This is a genomic window from Streptosporangium roseum DSM 43021 (assembly GCF_000024865.1).
GTDB lineage: Bacteria > Actinomycetota > Actinomycetes > Streptosporangiales > Streptosporangiaceae > Streptosporangium > Streptosporangium roseum.
Genome location: NC_013595.1, coordinates 5,409,181 through 5,428,645, shown reverse-complemented (window position 1 = coordinate 5,428,645; position 19,465 = coordinate 5,409,181). Strand labels below are relative to the sequence as shown.

The following is a 19,465-nucleotide window of genomic DNA, read 5'->3' as shown; positions in this document are numbered from 1 at the left end:
GGGGTGCATGCCATGCATCCAGGAAGTGAGTGAAGATCACATGGGGATGGAGTGCATCCAGCGGGTGATCACGTCCGGCCTGCGGGACGTGTCGCCGTTTGTCACCCGAACAACGCACATCCGGCTGGTAGTCCTATTCGCGCGCTTCGCGTGATGTGTAAGGTCGTGCCGTGATCACAGGTACGGGTCGGACGGTGTCGCCGGTTCTGGTGGCGCGTGAGACCGAGCTGGACCGGCTGGTCGCGGCGGTGGTGGCGGTGCCGTCAGTGGTCGTGGTGGAGGGCGAGGCCGGGATCGGCAAGACGCGGCTGGTGGCCGAGCTGGCCGTCAGACCGGAAGTCGCGGGGCTGCGGTGGTTGAAGGGCGGCTGCGGCCAGGTCAGAGAGCCGTTCCCGCTGGGTCCGGTGGTGGAGGCGCTGCGCGGGCGGGCCACCGAGCTGAGCGGTGCCGCCCTGTCGCCGGTGACGGGAGCGTTGCGCGCGCTGCTGCCAGAGCTGCAGGACGTGCTGCCGCAGGCGCCGCCGTCGCTGGAGGATCGGGCGGCGGAGCTGCACCGGGTCCTGCGCGGGCTGGTGGAGGTGCTGGCCGCGCTGGGCCCGGCGGTGCTGGTGCTGGAGGACCTGCACTGGGCCGACCAGCAGACGGTCGAGTTTCTCGCCTATCTGGTACGGGCGCTGCCCGCCGGGCTGTCGGTGGTGCTGACCTACCGGGGCGAGGAGGCCGATCCGGCGCTGCGTGCGGTGACCACGCGTCCCGCTGACACGATCACCAGCGAGCACCTCGCGTTACGTCCGCTGGACGTGGCCGGCACCCGCGCGCTCGCGGCGGCCATCCTGCAGACCCAGGAGGTGTCGGCCGAGTTCGCCGAGCACCTGTGCGCCCGCTCCTCCGGGCTGCCGCTCGCGGTCCAGGAACTGCTGGCGATGCTGCGCACGCAGGGCAAGCTGATCCGGTGGAAGGGCGGCTGGGCCCGCCGCGCCCTCGACGAGCTGGACGTGCCGGCGGGCGTGCGCGCCCCGGTGCAGGAACGTGTGGGCAGGATGCCGGCCGGCGCGCGGGCGGTCACGGAGGCGGCCGCCGTGCTGCGGCTGGCCGTGCCCGCCGCGATGCTCGTCGAGGTGGCAGGGGTGAGCGGCACCGAGGCGCTGGACGAGGCGCTGGACTCCGGACTGCTCACCGAGCAGGGCGGCCTCGTGGCCTTCCGCCACGTGCTGGCCGCCGAAGCCGTCTACGAGGGTGTCACGCTCGGACGCCGCCAGGCGCTGCACGCCGCTGCGGCCGTGGCGATCCGCACCCTGCGGCCCACCCCGCTCGGGCAGGTCGCCCACCACCTGCGTCACGCGGGCCGTCCGGACGAGTGGGTGGCGGCGGCGGTCGCGGCGGCCGAGCACGCGGTGGGGCTGGGCAACGACGCCGAGGCCGCGCGCCTGCTGGAGGAGGTGCTCCGGCACGCCGGTCTCGATCCGGTACGGCGGGCCGAGCTGACCATCCGCCTCGGCTGGGCCGCCACCTACACGCTGCGCATCCCCGCCATCGGCGAGATGCTCGAGGAGGCGCTCCGCCACGACCTGCCCCGGAGCCTGCGCGGGGAACTGCGCATCCTGCTCGCCCTGTACCTCGACACCATCAGGGTCGACGATCTGCGGGTACGGCAGGCGTTCGCGGACGCGATACCCGACCTGGTGGAGCTGCCGGAGCTGGCCGCCTGGGCCATGGTCGGCATGGGCGTGCCGACCACGACGGACGTGCCGTTCGCCGAGCGCCTGCCCTGGCTGGAGCGCGCCCTGGAGACCGTGCCCGCCGACGGCGAGCCGGGGCCGAGGGTGTTCGTGCTGGGCAAGGTCGCGATGATCTTCGTGAGTTCAGGTGATCCTCGCTGGTGGGCGCTGACCGAGCGGATCCTGGAGGAGACCGGTGGCCGTCCGGTCGGCCGCCGGGAGGTCGGCGCCTACAGGTCCATCGGCGGCACCGCTGTCGACGCGGGACACCACCGGGTGGCGATGCGGCTGCTGGAGGCGGCCCTCGACGCCGGTCGCGGGGCGAGCGGCTCCGCCCGGGACGATCTCTCGCTACGCGCCAGCCTGGCGCTGGCGCGCTACTACGGGGGCGCGTGGGACGGGCTGCGCGAGGAGCTCACCGAGCTGCGCGAGCAGTGCGGCAACCGCCCGCATGAACGCCTTCACGTCGACCTCATCGTGGCCTGCCTGGCTCCGGCGCCCAGCCGGCTCGACGCCGCGCGGGTCATGCTCGCCGGGCTGATCCGCGACCTGCGGGTGCGGGGCGACCTCGACATGGCGGCCGCTCCGGTGACCACGCTGTTGCGGCTCGCCTCCGTCGGCGACGGAGCCGGGGTGGCGCTCGCGGAGACGGCCGACGTGGTCGCCGGGTGGGAGGCCAGGGACCTGTGGCCGATAGGGGTGCGGGCCGTGGCCGCGGTGACGGAGGCACTGCTGTCCGCCGGCCGGCAGCCGGAGGCCGCCGAGCTGGTCCGCCGCTATGAGATCCGGTTACGTGGCATGGACGCGCCGCTGGCCGTACCGGCTCTGGCGCAGGCGTACGGGCATCTGGACGCGCACGCCGGGCGGTGGGCGCGGGCCGCCGAGCGGTACGGGGAGGCGGCCGCGGCCTACGCGGAGCTGCCCGCACTCTACGACGCGGCCCAGGCCGTCGAGCAGCAGGCCGCCTGCCTGTTCGCGCTCGGCGATCCGGGGGCCGGACCCGCGCTGACGCGGGCCATCGAGGCATACACCCGGCTGGAGGCCCGCTGGGACCTCGACCGGGCCACCCAGCTCGGCCGCCGCTGGGGCCTGCGCCCCACCAGCCGGATACGGCCGGGCCAGGACGGCGAGGCGGAGGGCCTGTCCGCCCGGCAGTCGCAGGTCGCCAGGCTCGCCGCGAAGGGGCTGACCAACCAGGAGATCGCCCGGCAGATGTTCCTGTCGCCGAAGACGGTCGACAAGCACCTGGGCGTGGCCATGCGCAAGCTGGGCGCGCGCTCGCGCACCGAACTGGGGCGTCACTTGGGAGGCACCCCAGGTTCCTGATCCTGAATTGGGGTGTTCACCCCATATCTGCCCCATATCTCCATTCGCGGGGTGCGCGTGACTCTTTCCTCATGCCCGAAGACACGCCCGCACGCACCGATCGCGTGCCCGATCCACCGCAGCCCGAGCTCCAGCCGGACGAGCCCGCGAGCACGCAGCAGGTGTCCGAGGACTCCGGCACGGAGGAGAGCCAGCCACCGGACGGCTTCGAGCCGCTCTGACCCACCCCCTGAAAGGCGAAACCCCCTCATGAGCATGCACACCTCACCGAGAGGAGCGGCGTGAGCCGGCTCCGGCGCGGCTCGCTCGCGCTCACCTCGGCTCTCGCGCTGGTCACCGCCACGCTGGCGGTCCAGCCTTCCGCGACGGCACAGGCGCTGACGCCGGCTCCCCAGGCGCAGCCGCACCAGCCGCTCACCCTCAAGGGCGTGGGCAAGGGACCGCACACCGTCACGCTGATCACCGGCGACAAGGTCACGCTGACCGACACCGGCGGCGGTCGCTACGCGATCGGGCAAGCCGGCGGGCCCAGGTCGGACGGCCGTTTCCCGTCGCTGTTCGTACGGTCGGGCCCGGACGGCGTCTACGTCCTGCCCGACGACGCCTTCCCCGCGATCCAGTCGGGCACCCTGGACCGCGAGCTGTTCAACGTCAAGTACCTGGCCGAGAACGGCTACACCGACGCCGAGACCGAGCGGCTGCCCGTCATCGTGCAGTACCCGGAGGGTTTCGCCGCCGCCAAGAGCTCGGCCGACGCCATCCCGGCCAGCGTGCCCACCGCGACGCTGGAGAGCATCAACGCTGCCGCACTCGACGTCGCCAAGGGCGAGGCGGGCGCCTTCTGGGCCGCGCTGCACGCCGAGCCGGACGCCAAGGGCAGGGCAGGGCTGCGCGGCGGCGTCGGCAAGGTCTGGCTGGACCGCAAGGTCAAGGCCGACCTGTCGGAGAGCGTCCCGCAGGTCGGGGCGCCGGAGGCGTGGAAGGGCGGGCACGACGGCACGGGCGTGACCGTCGCCGTCCTGGACACCGGCGTCGACGCCGCTCATCCCGACCTGGCCGGGAAGATCGCCGAGGCGCGCTCGTTCGTACCGGACGAGAGCGCGCAGGACGGCCACGGTCACGGCACCCACGTCGCCTCCACCGTCGCGGGCAGTGGCGCCGCCTCGGGCGGCGCGAACAAAGGCGTCGCGCCGGGCGCGCGGCTCCTGGTCGGCAAGGTGCTGGACAACTCCGGCAGCGGCACGGAGTCGGGGATCGTCGACGCCATGGAGTGGGCCACAGCGAGCGGCGCCAAGGTGGTCAGCCTGAGCCTGGGCGCGAACGCGACCGACGGCACCGACCCGATGAGCCAGGCGGTCAACGACCTGACCGCCGCCACCGGCGCGCTGTTCGTCATCGCCGCGGGCAACGTCGGCACGCCCGAGAGCGTCTCCACGCCCGGCACCGCCGACGCGGCGCTGACCGTGGCCGCCGTCGACAAGGCCGACCAGCAGGCCTGGTTCTCCAGTCAGGGGCCGCGCGTCGGCGACGCCGCGCTGAAGCCGGACATCACCGCGCCCGGCGTCGACATCGCCGCCGCGCGCGCCTCCGGCACCGCGATGGGCAGCCCGGTCGACGACCACTACACCAAGGCGTCCGGCACCTCGATGGCCACGCCGCACGTGGCGGGCGCCGCGGCGATCGTCGCACAGGTGCACCCGGACTGGACGCCGCAGCAGCTCAAGGCCGCGCTGATGTCGACGGTCAAGGACGTCGGCGGGACCGTCTACCAGCGCGGCGCCGGCCGGCTCGACGTCGCCCGCGCGGCCTCGCAGACCGTGTTCGCCACCACGCCGAACCTCGACTTCGGCCTGTTGGACGAGTCCGGAAAGCCGCTGACCCGCGAGCTGGCCTACACCAACCTCGGCGACCAGCCGGTCACCCTCACGCTCACGGCGGCCATGGGCGAGACCCGGCTGAGCACGGCCGACGCCACGCTCACCGTCCCGGCCAAGGGCACGGCCGCCACCACCGTCACGCTCGTCACCCAGGGCCTGGAACTCGGCACCTACAGCGGCGCGGTCACCGCGCAGGCCGACGGCGTGCGCCTGACCACCCCGGCGGGCGCGGTGCGGGAGGCCCCGACCTACCAGCTGACCATCCGCACCCTGGGCCGCGACGGCAAGCCGCGCACCCCCTTCGCCCAGGACGTCGTGGACCTCGAAGGACGCAAGGGCCACCTGAGCCCGCACCTGATCGTCGACGAGGGCGTCGTGGTCACCCGCGTCCCGGCCGGGACGGTCAGCGTCCTGCAGGTGATGGAGTGGACCGACGCCGACAGCAGGAGCAACCGGGTCTGGCTGTTCGACCCCGAGCTCACCATCACGGGCGACACCGAGATCACGATGGACGCCAGGAAGGCCAGCCAGGTCCGCTTCAGCACGCCCCAGCCGGCCGAGCCGCTGAACAACGCGTTCACCAGCTTCTACCAGCGCACGAACGCCAGGGGCGAGGTCTTCGCCGGGTCGGTGCTGCAGACGGTGCCGATCGGCTCCTGGGGCAAGCTGTGGGTGCTGCCGACCAAGAAGGTCACCAAGGGCGCCTTCCGCTTCGCCACGCAGTGGACGCTCGGGCAGTCCGAGATCGCCATGAGCGTGCGTGGCCGGGGCAAGATGGAGCTGAACCCGGCGGCGAACCTCCACTGGCAGGGAGAGGTCAACCACCACCCTGACTGGACGCCGTTCACCGGGACCAAGGACCTGCTCCTGACCGACGTCGGCCAGGGCACCCCCGAGGAGCTCGCCGGGCGTGACCTGCGCGGCAGGCTCGTCCTGATGGCGGCCGAGGGAACGGTCGACTTCCTCGGCAACCCGACCTGCGGCGTGCAGATCGAGCGCATCGGCGCCGTCAGGGACGCCGGCGCCGCCGGCCTGGTGATCTACCCCACGCAGGACTCCGGCTGCCCCATCCCGCTGCCGATCTGGCAGAAGCCGTTCACGGGCGACCCCAAGCCGCTCGGCATCGCCAACGCGTACGTGTCCACCAAGGAGGGTCTCGCGCTGCGTGAGCAGGCCAGGCGCGGCCCGCTCACCATCCGGGTGACAGGCACGCCGCACTCGCCCTACACCTACGCGTTCTCGCCGTACGAGGAGGGGCGCATCCCCTCGTCGATGCACTACACGGTGCGCGAGCGGGACGTCGCCCGCGTCGATCTGGACATTCACGCGTCCAAGCCGGGCGGCTACTGGGAGTGGACTCTCGCCTACAAGCAGGACGACGCCCAGCGCTGGAGCGTCTCGCCCTCCGACGCCGACGTCGCCGGCATCGCGCCGCAGGTCCGCACGGAGTACGTCTGGCCCACCGACCCCTCCGTCGTGCACATCCGCGGCATGGCGCCCGACCCCAAGGGCACCAACGGCGTGCACAGCCGTTACCTGACGGAGGTCTACAAGCGGCCGGGCCGTACCGGGCAGGTGTGGTTCGCGCCCGGCACGCCTGGCGCCGCGACGGTGTCCGACGCGGCGGCCGCGCTGCCCGACCCGAAGGCCGGGGTGCTCAAGGAGCAGGGGTTGGGAATCAACTGCGCGATCTGCGTGCAGGGCGACAAGCTGTGGGCCGACTTCTCCGAGGTCTCCGGCGTCGCGGACTCCCGCGTCGACAGCGACGACTACTGGTCGACCGGGCAGATGTTCACCCCGATGTACGAGACGCACCTGTACCGCGACGGCAAGGAGATCCCGCGCCAGGGGGTCGAGCCGCTGGCGGGCAACGCGCCGCGGTTCACCCTGCCGGCCTCCGAGGGCGTCTACCGGCTGACGGCCAAGAGCGCCACGAACGACGTGGAGTGGACCTTCACCGGGCCACCCGCGAAGGACGCGGTCCAGCCCGGCGCCGCCTGCACCTCGTGGTTCGTCGAGGGGTACGGCGAGCACTGCAGGCCCATGCCGGCGGTGTTCGTCAGCTACGCGCTGGGCGGCGACCCCGGCAACGCCGTGGCGGCGGGGCGCAAGCACACCTTCCAGGTCGAGGCCTACCATTCGCGGTCGACGGCGAGGATGCCGAAGATCGCCGGGCTGAAGCTGTGGGCGAGCACCGACGACGGCGCCACCTGGCAGCCCGTCACGCTCAAGCGCGGCTCAGGCGGCCTGTACACGGCCAGTGTCAAGTATTCCGCCTTGCGCGCCACCACCGGCGCGGTCAGCCTGAGGGCCGAGGCGTGGGACGAGGCGGGCAACCGGGTCAAGCAGACCAGCACCCGGGTCTTCCCGCTGCGCTAGCAGTTCACCGACCGGCCCGCCCTCCATCCAGAGGGCGGGCCGGGCTCGCCCTTCGGAGGGCGGTTCGGGAAGGTGATGTCGCGGGTCAGCACCGGCGGAGGCAGCCTGCTGTCACCCGTCCCGCCGGCACACACCTGCCACGCCCGAAGTCACCACTCAGTGACGAAAAGCAACATGAGTGGTGACCGCAAGCCTCACAACCAGCTCACCGGCCCAGGTCGTCCCACTCCTGGAGCAGGTAGGCCGTGGCCGCCGCGGGGGCCGTGAACGACCAGCGGCCCGGCGGCAGGTTCAGGGCGCAGCCCCCGTCGGCCAGCCTGGTGGTCGGCAGCTGCTCGCTGAGGCCCATGAGGAAGGTGCCGTTGACGGTCATTCCGTCCCACGCGCCACGCACGGGCAGCACCGCGCGGGCGGTCACGCCCTCCGGGACGGCGAACGTGAACTGGACCCCGTCGGGCCCGGCCCGCCAGCCCGACTCGACGGTCCCCGAGGCGCTCTCGTAGCGGGCGTGCGCCTGGCGCAGCAGCGGGACGGGGCCGGGACGCAGCAGCAGCTCGCCGAAGCCGCCACCCGTCCCGCGCGGGTCGTCGCCCAGGCCCGCCACGTGCCGGAACAGCCAGTCGCCCACGCAGCCGTAGGCGTAGTGGTTGAAGGAGTTCATGGCCGGCGTCTGCAGGCCGTGCCGGTGGTGCCAGGCGTCCCAGCGCTCCCACATGGTGGTCGCCCCGGCGCGGAGCTGGTAGCGCCAGGACGGATAGCCCTCCTGGTTGAAGATCCGGCACGCCAGGTCGTGGTGGCCGGTCTCCGACAGCACGGGCAGCAGCAGGGGGGTGCCGACGAAGCCCGTCATGAGTCGGTGCCCGTCGGCGCGGACCAGCTCGGCCAGCGCCTGCGCCGACGCGGTCCGGTCCTCGGGCGGGACCAGGTCCCAGGCGAGGGCGACGGCGTAGCCGGTCTGCGTCTCGGTGTGCAGCCTCGGCCCGCTGAGGAAGGCCCGCTGGAAGGCGCCCGACACGCGGGTGAACGCCTCGCCGTACTCCGGCGCGTGCGGCTCGCCGAGCACGTCGGCCACGTGTGCGACCAGGCGGAGGCTGCGGGCGAGGGCGGCGGTGGCGATGAGGCTCTTGGGCGTCTCGACCGTGCCGGGGGCCAGCCAGTCGCCCAGGGCCCTGCCCGGTCTGATGCCGCCCTCGGCCTGGGCCAGGCAGTAGTCGGCCCACCGCCGCATCGGGTCGTACGCGCGGCGCAGCGTGCGGTCGTCGCCGTAGCGCCGCCACAGCAGCCACGGCACCTCGACCAGCGCGTCGGACCATACGGGGGAGTCGTATCCGTACTCGGGCAGGACCGGCGCGACATGCGGGACCGCGCCGTCGGCCCGCTGCCCGTCGATCAGCGTCGTCACCCAGCCGGACAGGAACGCCTGTGTGTGCCGCAGGAAGCTGAGCGTCGAGCCGAACACCGAGATGTCGGCCGTCCAGCCGGTCCGCTCGTCGCGCTGCGGGCAGTCGGTCGGCACGCTCACCAGGTTGCCGTCCGCCGACGCGCCGATGTTGGCGACGAGTTGCCGTACGGCGGGATCGCTCACGGTCAGCGAGCCGGTGACGGCGAGCGTGGAGGACAGCAGCACCGCCTCCAGGTCGTCCGGCGTCAGCGCGCCCGGCCAGCCGGTGACCTCCACGTAGCGGAACCCGTGCAGGGTGAACGCGGGCTCCACGACGTGCGAGCCGGGGCCGAGGACGAACTCGTCACGCTGGTCCGCGGTGCGCAGGTTGTCGGTGTAGAGCCGCCCGGTCGCGGTCAGTTCCTCCCCGTGCCGCACCACGATCCGTACGGGGCCCGGCGCCTCGACGCGCAGTCGTACGCGCCCGACGACGTTCCGCCCGAAGTCGGCCACCTGGACGCCCGGCGCGGGTTCGGTCACGGACACGGCGGGCACCGTGCCGATCACCCGCACCGGGGGAGCGGGGTCGGCCTCCACCAGGATCTCCGGGGCGGCCGTCGTCTCGGCGGGTCCGACCTGCGGGGAAGGGGCCTGGACGGTCTCGCCCATCACCAGGTCGGCGCGCGGGCGGCCGAGATCCCGCCGGGTCCAGGCCGCGTCCGTGGCGAGCACGCGGCGGACCCCGTCGTCGTCCCGCACGAGCACCTGGGCGCTGGCGGCGGGCCGGTCGCCGTAGCGGCGCGGGCCTCCGCCGGCGACATGACCCGCGTACCAGCCGGGAGCGAGCCACAGCTCCAGCTCGTTCTCGCCGGGCATGAGCAGCTCCGTGAGCTCCAGCAGCCGATAGCGCGTCCGGTGGCCGTAGTCGGTCCAGCCGGGGGCCAGCTCCTCCTCGCCCAGCCGTACCCCGTTGAGCAGCGCCCGGTAGACGCCCAGCGCGGTGGCGGCCAGCCAGGCGCGCCCGGGAGCGGGACGCCACGTGAACGACCCGCGCAGGCTCACCGCCGCCCGAGGGTCGCCCGCCAGCCAGGGGGCGTCCCACTCACCGCGCGCCCGCAGGCCCGTGGTGAACGCGCCGGTCGCGTGCCCTTCCACACTCCACGTGTACGGCGTCAGCGGCGCCAGCCGCTCATCCGGCACGTCCACGCCGTGCGATCCGGCGGGCACGGACGAGCGCCCCACCTCGCGCCCGTCCGAGGACACCACCACGGTGGCCTCCCTGAGGAGCCGGGCGTCCCACGACAGCCGGGGCGACGGCTCGTCCACGCCCACCGGATCCGCAAGACCGCACGTCAGCCCCGCCCGTGAACCGGGCGGGGCCGAACGGACGAACGGCGCCTGCGCGCCTGAGACCTGCACTCCGAGCACCCCCGAATCCCGGTTCACGCATCGAGCCCGGTGGTGAAGGCGTTGTGCAGGCCGTCGACGTCGACGCCGGACAGGCTCGGCGCCATAACGTTGATCAGCAGCACGAAGCACGCGTCCTGCTCCGGGTACATCCACCACTGGCACCCCGAGGCGCCGCCGTGCCCGTACAGCCGCCGGTCGAGCAGGCCGGGAGCCGAGTGGCGCAGGTTCCAGGTGAGGCCCCAGTCCTGCCCGGCGTTGACCGGGTCGGGCTCCAGCTTGACCAGGCCCGTCGTCTGCGGGGTCGTCATGGCGGCCAGGGTGGTCGGGTGGATCAGCTCGCGGTCGCCGCGCAGCAGCGCCCCGCCCAGCGCCAGGAGGTCCTCGGCGCGGGAGAACAGCGCCCCTGCCGGGTGGCGGAGCCGTACGAACTTGTCGAAGTCGAAGCCAGGCCCGAGCAGTTCGATGCCGTGGACCTCGGCCGCGTCGCACGCCGGGTCGAACGTGATCCGCCCGCCGCCCGGCACCAGCGTGTTCAGGTCGGAGTCGATCACGTCGGCCACGTCGCGGCCCGTGACGTCGCGGACCATCTCCGCGATTCCGGCGAAGGCCAGGTTGGAGTAGTGGCTGAGCGTGCCTGCCTCGAACATCGACGGCGCGGTGACGAGGTGCTCCAGCAGGTTGTCGGGCGTGAGCGTCCGCTCGGTGATGCCGCTGGTGTGGGTGAGCAGGTGCCAGAGTGTCACGTCGGGCCGCGCGAAGTTCGGCAGCACGTCCCGCAGCGGGCGGCGCAGCGACAGCAGCCCGCGCTCGACCTGGCGCAGGGCGGCCAGCCCCATCAGCGGCTTGGTCACCGAGAACAGCGCGAAGTGGTCCTCGGTCCTGGTCGCGCGGCCGTCGTGCTCGCCGAATGCCTCCAGCACCTGGATCCCGTCGGAGGTGGCGGCGCCGAACACCGCGCACGGCAGCCGCCCCTCCTTGATCTCGCGCCTGACCCAGTCGAGCGCGATGTCGTGAGTGGTCATCCCTTGAGTGCACCTTCCGTAAGACCGGCCAGGACGCGCTTCTGCGCGACGACGTACACCGCCACGAGGGGCAGCGTGGTGAGCAGGACGTGGGCGAAGACGAGGTTCCAGTTCAGGCTCTGCAAGGTGCCGGAGGCGAACTGGAACAGGCTCAGCGGCAGCGTGGCGTTCGCGCTGCCCTGGAGCAGGAAGAGGGCGAAGAAGAAGTCGTTCCAGACGTTGATGATCAGGATCACGCCGCCGACGAACAGCACCGGCCGCAGCAGGGGCAGCAGGATGCGGATGAAGACCTGCAGGCGGGAGGCGCCGTCGATGGCGGCGGCGTCCTCCAGGTCGCGGGGGAACGCCCGGACGAATCCGGCCGCCAGGAAGATCACGATGCCCAGGCGGCAGCCGGTCATCGTCAGCACGTAGCCGAGCGAGCCGCCGTCCAGCGACAGGGCGCGCAGCAGGTAGACGGTCGGGATGATCGACGGAGGCAGCAGGATCGACAGCCCCATCACGAAGTAGGCCGCCTGCAGCCACCGCGACCGGCTGCGCCCGAACGCCCACGCCGCCGCCGCGCCGAGGAACACCACGGCCGCCACGATCGGCACGGTCACCTTGAGGCTGTTGACCAGCCCCATCAGGTAGCCGCCCCGGTCGAGCACGATGCCGTAGTTCTCGGCGATCGCCCACGTCCTGGGCAGGCCGAGGCCCAGCTCGGCGGCCTCGCCCGCGGGTTTGAACGAGTTGACGACCACGAGCCAGATGGGGACGAGCACCCACGGGATCGCGAAGAGCGTCAGCGCCGTGTACTTGAGGACCGCTCTCATCCCGTCACCTCCCTGCGCCGCAGCCACCACACGAGGGGCACGGCGGTGGCGATCACCAGCAGTGTCACGGTGAACCCCAGCGCGCTGGCGGAGCCGAAGAAGCCCTGCCCCCACTGCTGGCGCATCACCACGTTCAGGGCCCGCGTGTGGTCGCCGGGCCCGCCGCCGGTGGTGGCGGCGATCACGTCGTACGCGCTGAGCGCGCCCACCAGCGTGACCGCCACGTTGAAGGTCAGCGCCGGGGCGAGCAGCGGGAACACCACCCGCCGGAACCGGGTCCACAGCCCGGCCCCGTCGACGGTCGCCGACTCCAGCAGAGACTTCGGGATGGAGTTGAGGCCCGCGATGTAGACGAGGGTGATCAGCCCGCTCCACTTCCACGCGTCGATGAACGCGACCACCACCAGCGCGGTGGACGGCTCGCCCAGCCACGCCCACTCGACGCCGAGGAAGGAGTTGACCGCCCCGTCGGGGGCGAGCAGCCCGCGCCAGATGTATCCGGCGGCCAGCGGCGAGATGAGCGTCGGCAGGAAGAACGCCGAGCGGAAGACGGTGTTGATCCCGCTGGTCCGCTGGAGGGCCAGGGCCAGCGAGAGGCTGACCGTGTTCTGGATCGCCATGCACAGGATCGCGTACAGCACGGTCACGGTGACCGCGTTGGCCAGCAGGTCCTGGTCGATCAGCGTGCGGACGTTCTCCAGCCCGTTCCAGGTGATCTCGGCCCGGAAGCTCGTCCAGGAGGAGAACGCGAACCGGACGTTGAGCAGGAACGGGGCGACGAAGAAGACCGTGACCAGCACGATCGCGGGCAGTGCCCACGGCAGCCAGACCGCCCTGTTCCGCATCACCATCCGGGCAGTCCTGCCGCCTTGGCCGCCTGCTCGACCTGGCCCTGTAGCTGGGTCGCCGCCTTCTGCGGATCCTTCTGCCCGGCGATCAGCTCGGACATGAGCTGGGCCAGCCCGCCCATGCCGGGGATGTCGGAGTTGAAGGCGATGACCGCGCCGGTGTCGTAGGCCTTCTTGACGTCCTGCAGCACGGAGGAGACGCCCTGCGGGTCGGGCACGTCCTTGAGGACGGGGAAGGTCTTGGACGCGGTGATGTACTCGGCGTAGGCCGGGCCGGTCATGAAGCGCACGAAGTCGAGCGACGCCTTCTCCCGCGCCGCGTCACCGGTCTTGGGCAGGTAGAACGTGCCGATCGGGCCGGGCGCGTAGGTCACGAGCGGCTTGTCGCTCGACAGGCCGACGAAGCCGACGGACTCGTCGACGGTCTTCTGGTCGCCGCCCGCGGCCGCGAGGAGGGCCGGGAGCATGTCGGAGTGCTGGGCGACCATGGCGGCCTCGCCGGTCACGAGGGCCTTCATGGAGTCCTCGAACTTGGCGGTGACGATGTCCTTGTTGAAGCAGCCGTCGCCCTTCAGCTTGGCGTAGGCGGTCAGGCCGGAGACGAAGGGCGAGCCCGCGTCGGCCAGCGTGCTGCTGTGGCCCGCGATGGCCTTGCCGTAGGCGTTGGACTGGTTGGCGCCTGCCAGGTAGAGGATGGGCAGGATCTGCACCGGCCAGATCGACCCGCCCGACTCGAAGACCGGAGTGACCCCGGCGGCCTTGAGCTTGGGGCAGGCGGCGGCGAGCTCGGCGAAGTTCGTGGGCGGGGTCAGCCCGGCCGCGGTGAAGACCTTCTTGTTGTAGTAGAGGCCGAAGACCTGGGGGAAGCCGGTGATGGCGGCGTAGACCTTGCCGTTGACGGACCCGGCGGCCTGGTAGAGGTCGCCGGACCTGGCGATGTACGCCTCGCCTGTCAGGTCGCGCAGGTTCTCGGCCGGGTTGAGGGCCAGCAGGCCGCTCGCCGTCGCGTGGTACTCCAGGATGTCCGGGCGGTCGCCGGTGGCCCACTTGGTCTGGGTGGTGTCCTCGAAGCCGTCGGACGGGATCGACACGAGCTCGATCCTGTGGCCGGACTGCTTCTCGAACTTCTTGTACATCTCCAGCAGCGGCGCCGGGTCCGCGCTGTTGTGCCAGAGGGTCAGCTTCACCTGACCGGTCCCCTCCGAGGCGGACGACCCGCAGCCGGAGAGGGACAGGGCGAGGACGGCGCCGATCGCCGCGCCGAGCAGACGAGATGGTGCTCTCACGCCCATGCTCCTGTTCGTGTTAGGGGGTATTATGTAGAACGTTCTCCATTGTTAGGGCACGAGAGAATCGCCCGTCAAGAGGTAGACCTGAGTAGCAGAGACGGGCTAGCCTCACCTCTCAGAAAAATGTGTAGTTCGTTCTACGAAAACTCGATGAAGGACGGCGTGTGACGAGCGGACGGGTGACGATCGCCGATGTGGCCAGGCGAGCCGGGGTTTCCACGGCCGCCGTGTCCAAGGTGGTGCGCGGGGCCTACGGCGTGAGCGCGGAGATGCAGGCCAAGGTGACGCAGGCCATCGACGAGCTGGGCTACCGCCCGCACGCCGCGGCCCGCGCCCTGCGCGGACGCACCTACACCCTCGGCGTCATGCTCTCCGACACCCGCAACCCGTTCTTCCCCGACATCATCGAGGGCGTCACCGGCCGGCTGGGCGACACCGAGTACCAGGTGCTGCTCGGACCCGGCGGGATCGAGCCCAGGACGCAGGCCAGGATGACCGACGCCATGATCGACCGGAGCATGGACGGGCTCATCCTGATCTCGCCGGTCATGGCGGACGCCGAACTCGCCGCCATCGCGACGGCCACCCCGGTCGTCGTGGTGGGCAGGCACGGCGGCGCCGCGGCCTACGACGCTGTCGTCGACGACGACGTGATGGGGGCGGGGCTCGTGGTCGACCACCTGGTCGGGCTCGGGCACACCCGGATCGCGCACATCACCCACATGGAGCGGGCCCGCGCCCAGGGACTGCCGCACACGGTGCGCGCCGAAGGCTACCGCCAGGCGATGCGCGCCCACGGACTCGCCGACGACGTGCTGGCCACCTCCTTCACCGAGGAGGGCGGCTTCGAGGGCGCGCGGGAACTGCTCGCGCGCGACGACCGGCCCACCGCGATCTTCGCCGGGGCCGACATCGCGGCGCTCGGCGTGCTGCGCGCCGCCGACGAGGCGGGCCTGTCGGTGCCGGAGGACCTCTCCGTCGCCGGATACGACAACATCGGAATCGCCTCGCTCAAGCGCATCTCGCTCACCAGCGTCGACCAGGACGGGCACGTGATCGGGGCGACCGCCGCGCGCCTGCTCGTCGAACGCATCGAGGGACGCTCACGATCGGTGACGTCGTCGGTGTCACCCACGCTGATCGTCCGCGGAACCACAGGATCGCCTCGCCTCTGAGAACCAACCGCATGTCGGGGGACTGTCGCGGACCACGCATTAAAACGATTCGATGGAAGGACCCCCACGTGAGACGACTCGCTCTCCTCACCCTTCTCCTCCCGCTGGTCGCACCCGCGCAACCGGCCCTCGCCCAGGCGTCCGCCCTGGCCTGCCCGGTCAGGGTCGACCCCGCCGCGTTCGCCTCCGAGGCCCGCCTGAGCACCCTGGCCGAGCAGCAGGAGGCGTTCGGCCCCAGGCCGACCGGCTCCACCGCGCACGCCGGCTACGTCGACTGGCTGGAGGAGGAGATGGCGGCCATCCCCGGCCTCCAGTTCTCCTCCCTGCCCTACGCCATCGACCGCTGGGACAGCCTCGGCACCGGCCTGACCGTCGGCGGTACGGCAGTGCAGGTCGCGGCCCCCGTGCCGTTCTCCTCCTCCACCGGCGCGGGCGGCGTCTCGGCGCCGCTCGTCCACCTGGCCGCAGGGACGAACATCACCGCGGCCAACGCCGCCGGGAAGATCGTCGTCCGGGACCTGCCGTGGACCAGCGTGCCCAACCTGCTGTTCTATCCGCTCGGCCTCGGCTACTCCATGTACGACCCGGCCCACACGATCAACCTGCTCGGCTCGGAGTCGATGGAGGCCCCGGCCGCCGCCGACGCCGACCTCAAGGCGGCCGCCGCCGCGGGCGCGGTGGGCGTGATCGAGGTGAGCCAGCTCCCGCACGCCCAGATCCAGGGCATGTACGCGCCCTACGAGGGCCTGCCGTACGGCGTGCCAGGCGCGTACGTCGGCGCCGACCAGGGCAAGCAGATCAAGGACGCGCTGGCCGCCGGGCAGCCGGTCCAGGCCGCGCTGACCGTGAACGCCGCCTGGACGCCGACGACGACCCGCACCCTGCTCGCGACGCTTCCCGGCGGGAGCGCCCAGAAGATCGTCGTGGAGAGCCACACCGACGGCATGAGCCCGGTGTGGGACAACGGCCCGCTCACCATGATCGAGATGGCCCGCTACCTGTCGTCGCTACCGGTGGAGTGCCGTCCGCGCACCGTGCAGTTCGCGTTCGTGACCGGCCACCTCTACCAGCACCTGACCGGCCCTGACGTCCGCGAGGGCGGCGCGGGCCGGCTCGCCGCCCAGCTCGACGCCGAGTACGACCAGGGCGGGGTCTCCTCCGTCGTCGTGCTCGAGCACCTCGGCGCCAAGCGCTACGACGCGGTCGCCAGGCCGAACGGCCTGCCGGGCAAGCAGCTCGTCGCCAACCCCACCCTCACCGAACTGCTGATGGTCCCCGTCAGCGAGAGCACGCCGCTGCGCGAACTGGTCAAGGGCCACATCCAGTACTGGGACGTGAAGCGCACCGCGATCCTCAAGGGCCTGTCGGCGGCCGACCTCGCCACGGTGCCGCACCACTGCGGCTTCGGTGGCGAGGGCACGCCGTACAACCAGCACCTGCTGCCCGTCATCGCGCCCATCGCCGCGCCCAAGACGCTGTTCTCGCCGCAGTTCGGCACCGAGGCGATCGACCTGCCGGCGATGCGCAAGGCGTCGCTCGCCTTCACCGACGTCGTGCTCGACCTCGGCCCGATGGCCCAGTCGGCCGTCGCGGGCGACGTGACCGCCATGCGCCAGCAGCGCGCCTCCGGCACGCCGGGGTGTGCGTGAGCATGGACAGGAGGACGCTCGTGCGTCGGCACACCATCGTCGACGCCGGGTGTCCGCTCACCGTCGGCAACGGGGAGTTCGCCTTCACCGCCGACGCCACCGGGCTGCAGACCTTCGCGCCGCTGGGCACGCAGGCGCAGTGGGGCTGGCACACGATGCCCAACCCCGAGGGCCACGTGCTGGAGGACGCGCTCACCGACTACGACGGCGTCGGCTATCCGGACCTGTATCCGGCCACCGAGGCGGGCGGCTGGCTGCACGTGAACCCGCACCGCCTGCATCTCGGCCGGATCGGCCTCGACGTCGACGAGGCCGCCCCGCTCGGCCGGTCGGCGCAGACCCTCGACCTGTGGACCGGCATGCTGTCCAGCTCCTTCGAGCTGGGCGGCCTGCCGTACGAGGTGGAGACGGTCTGTCACCCCGAGCGGGACCTGCTGGCCATCCGCGTCGTGGGCGGCGCGGGGATCAGGATCGCCTTCCCCTACGCCAGCGACGGCTGGCACACCACCGCCGACTGGGACAGACCCGACAGGCACACCACCACGCACGCGCTCACGCGCACGCCGTACGGCTCGCGCTGCGACTTCACCCGCGTCCTGGACGCGGACCGATACCACGTGGCCGCCGAGTGGGCGGGGGCGGCGCGGCTCACGTCGCCCGGCGGTCACGTGTACCTGATCCAGGGCGACGAGCTGGAGCTCGTCGTCGAGTTCGCACGCCACCCCGTCGGCGCCGCCCTCCCGTCCTTCTCCCAGGTCCGTACGGCTGCCGCCGCCCACTGGGAGAGGTTCTGGACGAGCGGGGGAGCGGTGAGCTTCGACGGCAGCACCGACCCGCGAGCGCCCGAGCTCGAACGCCGGGTCGTGCTCTCGCAGTACCTCACCGCGGTCAACTGCGCGGGCTCCACCCCGCCGCAGGAGACCGGGCTGGCCGTCAACTCCTGGAGCGGCAAGTTCCACCTGGAGATGCACTGGTGGCATGCCGCTCACTTCGCCCTGTGGGGAAGGCCCGAGCTGCTGGAGCGGAGCCTGCCGTGGTACCGCTCGATCCTGCCGCGGGCCAGGGCCACGGCCGGACGGCAGGGTTTCCGCGGCGCCCGCTGGCCCAAGCAGGTGGGGCCGGAGGGAAGGGAGAGCCCGAGCGAGATCGGCGCCTTCATCGTCTGGCAGCAGCCGCACCTGATCTACTTCGCCGAGCTGCTCCGCCGGGTCCGCCCGGGGGCGCTGGAGGACTACCGGGACCTGGTGTTCGAGACGGCCGAGTTCATGGCCTCCTTCGCGGGCGGCGGGCATCTGGGGCCGCCGCTGGTCCCGGCGCAGGAGTCCTACCACGAGTCCAGGCGGGTGGTGCGCGATCCCGCGTTCGAGCTGGCCTACTGGTGGTGGGGGCTGGAGACGGCCCAGCGGTGGCGGGGCCTGCTCGGCCTCGACCCCGACCCGGAGTGGGCGCGGGTCCTGCACGGCCTGGCCCGGCCGCTGGTGCGCGACGGCGTCTACGCGGCCATCGGCGTGGAGCCGTACACGATCAGGACCGACCATCCCTCGATGACCGGCGCGCTCGGGTTCGTGCCGCCCACCCCGCTGATCGACCCCGAGACCATGCGGGCCACCCTGCACGACGTGCTCGCCGACTGGGACCTGGAGAGCACCTGGGGCTGGGACTATCCGATGCTCGCCATGTGCGCGGCCAGGCTCGGCGAGCCTGACACCGCCGTGGACGCGCTGCTGATGGACGCCCCGAAGAACACCTACCTGGCCAGCGGCCACAACCACCAGTGGCCCGGCCTGCTGCCCCTCTACCTGCCGGGCAACGGCGGCCTGCTGGCCGCCGTCGCCCACATGGCGGCGGAGGAGTGCTTTCCCGAAGGTTGGCTGGTTCAGGCGGAAGGGGTGGTCGCGATGCCGTGATCGGGGCCGGCGAGCAGGGCGACCGTGTAGTGGTAGAGGTCGCCGGCCGACGACGTCAGAGTGGTGACGCGGCCCTCACGCACCTCCGAGGCGATGAACTCGGTGATCCCGTAGACGATCAGGCGGGGCACCGCGGCACGCAGCGGCGGCAGCGAGGGATCCTCCAGCCTGGCCCGCGCGGCCAGCGCCCCGAACATGTCGAGGAAGGGCCGGTAGGCGGCGTCACGCTGCTCGACGGCCCGCTCACCCGCCCTCGGCAGCTCCACGAAGTACGCCTGCGCGTACTCCGGGCGCTCCTGCCACCACCGCAGGTAGGCGGCCATCCCCAGCCGGAGCGCCTCGCTCCAGCGGTCGCCCGCCCCCGACGCGGCCGTGCGGATCGAATCGATCAGCTCGGGCAGGTCGCGCTCGCATCCGGCGAGGAAGCACGCCTCCTTGTCGGCGAACTGGGCGTAGAAGGCGTTGCGCGAGACCCGCGCGGCGGCGATCACGTCCGGCACGCTCGTGGCGGCGTATCCACGCCTCGCGACGAGCCTCAGCATGGCCTCCACGAGGCGGTCTCGCTGGGAGGTGCGCACCGTGTCGGGGGAGAGTCCGTGCCGTCCCCTGGGGAGCGGCTGGGCCGCCGGAATTTCCTTCTGTTCATGTCTTGACATCGCTCTCCGATCG

At 72.2% G+C, this 19,465-nt stretch carries 12 protein-coding genes; 6 read left to right on the top strand and 6 right to left on the bottom strand.

All coding sequences use genetic code 11. The features are described 5' to 3' along the window. Positions 1-170 precede the first annotated feature (170 nt). The 3 genes from SROS_RS23725 to SROS_RS23720 all read left to right on the top strand — a co-directional run bounded on the left by SROS_RS23725 (position 171) and on the right by SROS_RS23720 (position 7,300). The gene (locus tag SROS_RS23725) at positions 171-3,044 is read left to right on the top strand and encodes a helix-turn-helix transcriptional regulator (RefSeq protein ID WP_012891451.1); all 2,874 of its coding nucleotides are present in this window, start codon (positions 171-173) and stop codon (positions 3,042-3,044) included. 71 nt (positions 3,045-3,115) lie between these two features. Further along, positions 3,116-3,265, top strand: coding sequence for a hypothetical protein (locus SROS_RS51125; RefSeq protein ID WP_012891450.1), 150 nt, complete (start codon positions 3,116-3,118; stop codon positions 3,263-3,265). A 60-nt stretch (positions 3,266-3,325) separates the two neighbouring features. After that, complete coding sequence (locus tag SROS_RS23720) at positions 3,326-7,300, top strand: S8 family serine peptidase (protein ID WP_012891449.1); 3,975 nt, start codon at positions 3,326-3,328, stop codon at positions 7,298-7,300. Positions 7,301-7,505: 205 nt separating this feature from the next. Here the strand turns inward: SROS_RS23720 and SROS_RS23715 are convergent, their stop codons facing one another. The 5 genes from SROS_RS23715 to SROS_RS23695 form a co-directional block, all read right to left on the bottom strand. Beyond that, complete coding sequence (locus tag SROS_RS23715; RefSeq protein WP_169369358.1) at positions 7,506-10,007, bottom strand: alpha-L-rhamnosidase; 2,502 nt, start codon at positions 10,005-10,007, stop codon at positions 7,506-7,508. A gap of 116 nt (positions 10,008-10,123) precedes the next feature. Next, on the bottom strand, positions 10,124-11,113 hold the full coding sequence (locus SROS_RS23710; RefSeq protein WP_012891447.1) for a serine hydrolase domain-containing protein: 990 nt from the start codon (positions 11,111-11,113) through the stop codon (positions 10,124-10,126). Further along, on the bottom strand, positions 11,110-11,928 hold the full coding sequence (locus SROS_RS23705; protein WP_012891446.1) for a carbohydrate ABC transporter permease: 819 nt from the start codon (positions 11,926-11,928) through the stop codon (positions 11,110-11,112). Before SROS_RS23705 ends, SROS_RS23710 begins: the two co-directional genes overlap by 4 nt. Further along, complete coding sequence (locus SROS_RS23700) at positions 11,925-12,779, bottom strand: carbohydrate ABC transporter permease (protein WP_012891445.1); 855 nt, start codon at positions 12,777-12,779, stop codon at positions 11,925-11,927. The genes SROS_RS23705 and SROS_RS23700 overlap by 4 nt, the downstream gene beginning before the upstream one ends. Next, positions 12,773-14,068 (bottom strand): ABC transporter substrate-binding protein, encoded by a 1,296-nt coding sequence (locus SROS_RS23695; protein WP_148269175.1) that lies wholly within the window; start codon positions 14,066-14,068, stop codon positions 12,773-12,775. Before SROS_RS23695 ends, SROS_RS23700 begins: the two co-directional genes overlap by 7 nt. 161 nt (positions 14,069-14,229) lie before the next feature. On the opposite strand from SROS_RS23695, the gene SROS_RS23690 reads away from it, so the two are divergent. From SROS_RS23690 to SROS_RS23680, 3 genes are all read left to right on the top strand, one after another. Continuing rightward, positions 14,230-15,240 (top strand): LacI family DNA-binding transcriptional regulator, encoded by a 1,011-nt coding sequence (locus SROS_RS23690; RefSeq protein WP_012891443.1) that lies wholly within the window; start codon positions 14,230-14,232, stop codon positions 15,238-15,240. Positions 15,241-15,308: 68 nt separating this feature from the next. Then, positions 15,309-16,889 (top strand): zinc-binding metallopeptidase family protein, encoded by a 1,581-nt coding sequence (locus tag SROS_RS23685; RefSeq protein ID WP_012891442.1) that lies wholly within the window; start codon positions 15,309-15,311, stop codon positions 16,887-16,889. 20 nt (positions 16,890-16,909) lie between these two features. Next, positions 16,910-18,796 (top strand): hypothetical protein, encoded by a 1,887-nt coding sequence (locus tag SROS_RS23680; protein ID WP_148269174.1) that lies wholly within the window; start codon positions 16,910-16,912, stop codon positions 18,794-18,796. On the opposite strand, the gene SROS_RS46165 is transcribed toward SROS_RS23680, so the two are convergent. After that, positions 18,766-19,452: a TetR/AcrR family transcriptional regulator gene (locus SROS_RS46165; RefSeq protein WP_081453204.1), complete on the bottom strand. Its 687-nt coding sequence runs from the start codon at positions 19,450-19,452 to the stop codon at positions 18,766-18,768. The genes SROS_RS23680 and SROS_RS46165 overlap by 31 nt on opposite strands. Between the last annotated feature and the right edge of the window lie 13 nt (positions 19,453-19,465).